The following is a 1,893-nucleotide window of genomic DNA, read 5'->3' on the forward strand; positions in this document are numbered from 1 at the left end:
GCGCTGTCGGATCAGGCCGGTTCGGGCTCGGGTTCGGGTGTGCCATCAGCCGCCGGCGCACCCGGCACCGGCGGCGCCCCGGCCCTCCCCCCGCTCCCGGCCGCCCGCGGCGCGGCCGCCGGCATGCGTCCGGCGGCGATCGCGCCGCCGGACACGAACACCGTGGTCGACCTCTACAACGCCACCGCCAAGAACGGCCTGGCCACCACGGTCGGCGACTGGCTGTCGGCGTCGGGCTGGCCGGTGGACAAGACCGCCGGTGCGGCGTCCCAGAACCACACGACGATCTTCTACGGCAAGGGCGCGGAGAAGGCGGCCGGACAGCTCGCGGCCACGCTCGGTGTCCAGGCCGTGCCCGCCCCCTCGGCCCGCACCACGGCCGGACATGTGCTGATCAGGCTCGGCGCCGACTACACTCCGCCCGGTGACCCGCAGCCCGCGGCACCCGGCGACGGGACCGGATCCGGCGCCACGGACCCGGCGAACCCGGATCCGTCCGGAACCCCGGATCCGGCGAACTCGCCCGGCATCGCCATGGACAACGGGATCACGTGCGTGAACTGACCGTGTGAACCGACCGTGTGAACCGACCGATCACCCCGGCCCCGCCGCGGTGGCCGATGAACGGAGAGCCCGATGGACCTGCCCAAGCACCTGCACTACGAGCACATACCGCACCCGCACATCGCCGCCCGGCACGCCGTCGGCCCGGTCAAGGTCGCCGACCAGCACCGCACCGACAACGCCTTCACCCGGTTCAACACCAAGGCCGCGCTGCTGATCACCACGGCCGTGGGCTCGATGTGGTGCGCGTACCTGTTCGCCGCCTTCGACCTGATCAGCCTGCCGTCCGCGATCCGGGGCGGGGCCTCGACGATCGTGGCCTGGGTCGCGCAGACCTTCCTGCAGCTGGTGCTGCTGTCGGTGATCATGGTGGGACAGAACGTGCAGGCCGCCGCCGCCGACGCGCGCAGCGAGGCGACGTACCACGACGCCAGCGCCACACTGCACGAGACCGCGCAGCTCCAGGAGCACCTGGCGGCGCAGGACGCCCTGATGACGCGGATCGCCGCGCACCTCGGCCTGGACCCGGTCCCGGTGATCGACGTCGAGGGGCTGGAGAGCGACACCGGCGGTTCCGCCACGGCCGGTACTACGGATTCCGATGGCGGTAGCGCTGGGGCCGGTGACGGCGCCGACTCGCCAGCCTAGCGCCACGTCGGGCAACGTTTGCCTGGGAGTTCGCGCTTTGCTCGGGAGTTCGCGATGTGGTTCGTGGCGTGGTTCGCGACGCGCCGGTCGGCGGGCGGGATTCGTGGGCGGGTGGAGTTTGCTGGGGCTGGAGTTTGTGGGCCGGGTTGCGGTTGGGCTGTGGTTTGAAAGGCGATTTTTACGGCCTTCGGTCATAGTTGTACCGGTTCGGGGTTCGGGGCGGCGAGTCTGTCTATCGGCTGCCGGTTCGCGCGTTCACAACCCCGCCGCACCTCATGCCTCTTCAACTCCAGCAAGTCAGAGCACGAGCAAAGGCCAGATCAAGAGCCACAAGCAAGGTCAAGGTCAAGAGCTGTGGTGAAGGGCCGGGCCTCCGGCGGGCCTCGGCAACCTCAGGGAAACTAGCGCGGTTCCCTAGGGTGGCCGATCTAGTCTCAGCGGCGGCGGTCCCTGAGGTGGTGCGGTCCGTTCCCCACGGCCGCGTCGTCAGCCCGGGGGGTACAGCACCGGTGTCCGGGGGTAAAGTCCGCGCGCTGCGGACATGCAGGTAGGCGGCGGTTTTTGATAGCGCGAACTTGACCCCCGGCCACCGGCACTGTAGGCGAAGCCCTGCCGACGCGACCGAGGGGAACGAACCGAAAACCAGCCGGAAGAATAGCAATCGCAAGGAACGAAGACGCA

General features: G+C 70.0%; 2 protein-coding genes. Both read left to right on the plus strand.

All coding sequences use genetic code 11. The features are described 5' to 3' along the window. Positions 1–564 (plus strand): LytR C-terminal domain-containing protein (locus KGQ19_RS48435; RefSeq protein ID WP_212022380.1); only part of this gene is annotated, 564 nt, incomplete at its 5' end. A gap of 72 nt (positions 565–636) precedes the next feature. Further along, positions 637–1,212, plus strand: a complete 576-nt coding sequence (locus KGQ19_RS48440) for a DUF1003 domain-containing protein (protein WP_212022382.1) — start codon at positions 637–639, stop codon at positions 1,210–1,212. Positions 1,213–1,893 lie beyond the last annotated feature (681 nt).

The organism is Catenulispora pinistramenti (genome assembly GCF_018274385.1).
In the GTDB taxonomy this organism is placed as follows: Bacteria; Actinomycetota; Actinomycetes; order Streptomycetales; family Catenulisporaceae; genus Catenulispora; species Catenulispora pinistramenti.

Coding starts and splice junctions, on each gene's coding strand:
- KGQ19_RS48440 (WP_212022382.1), top strand. CDS start 637: ATGGACCTGCCCAAGCACCTGCACTACGAGCACATACCGCACCCGCAC.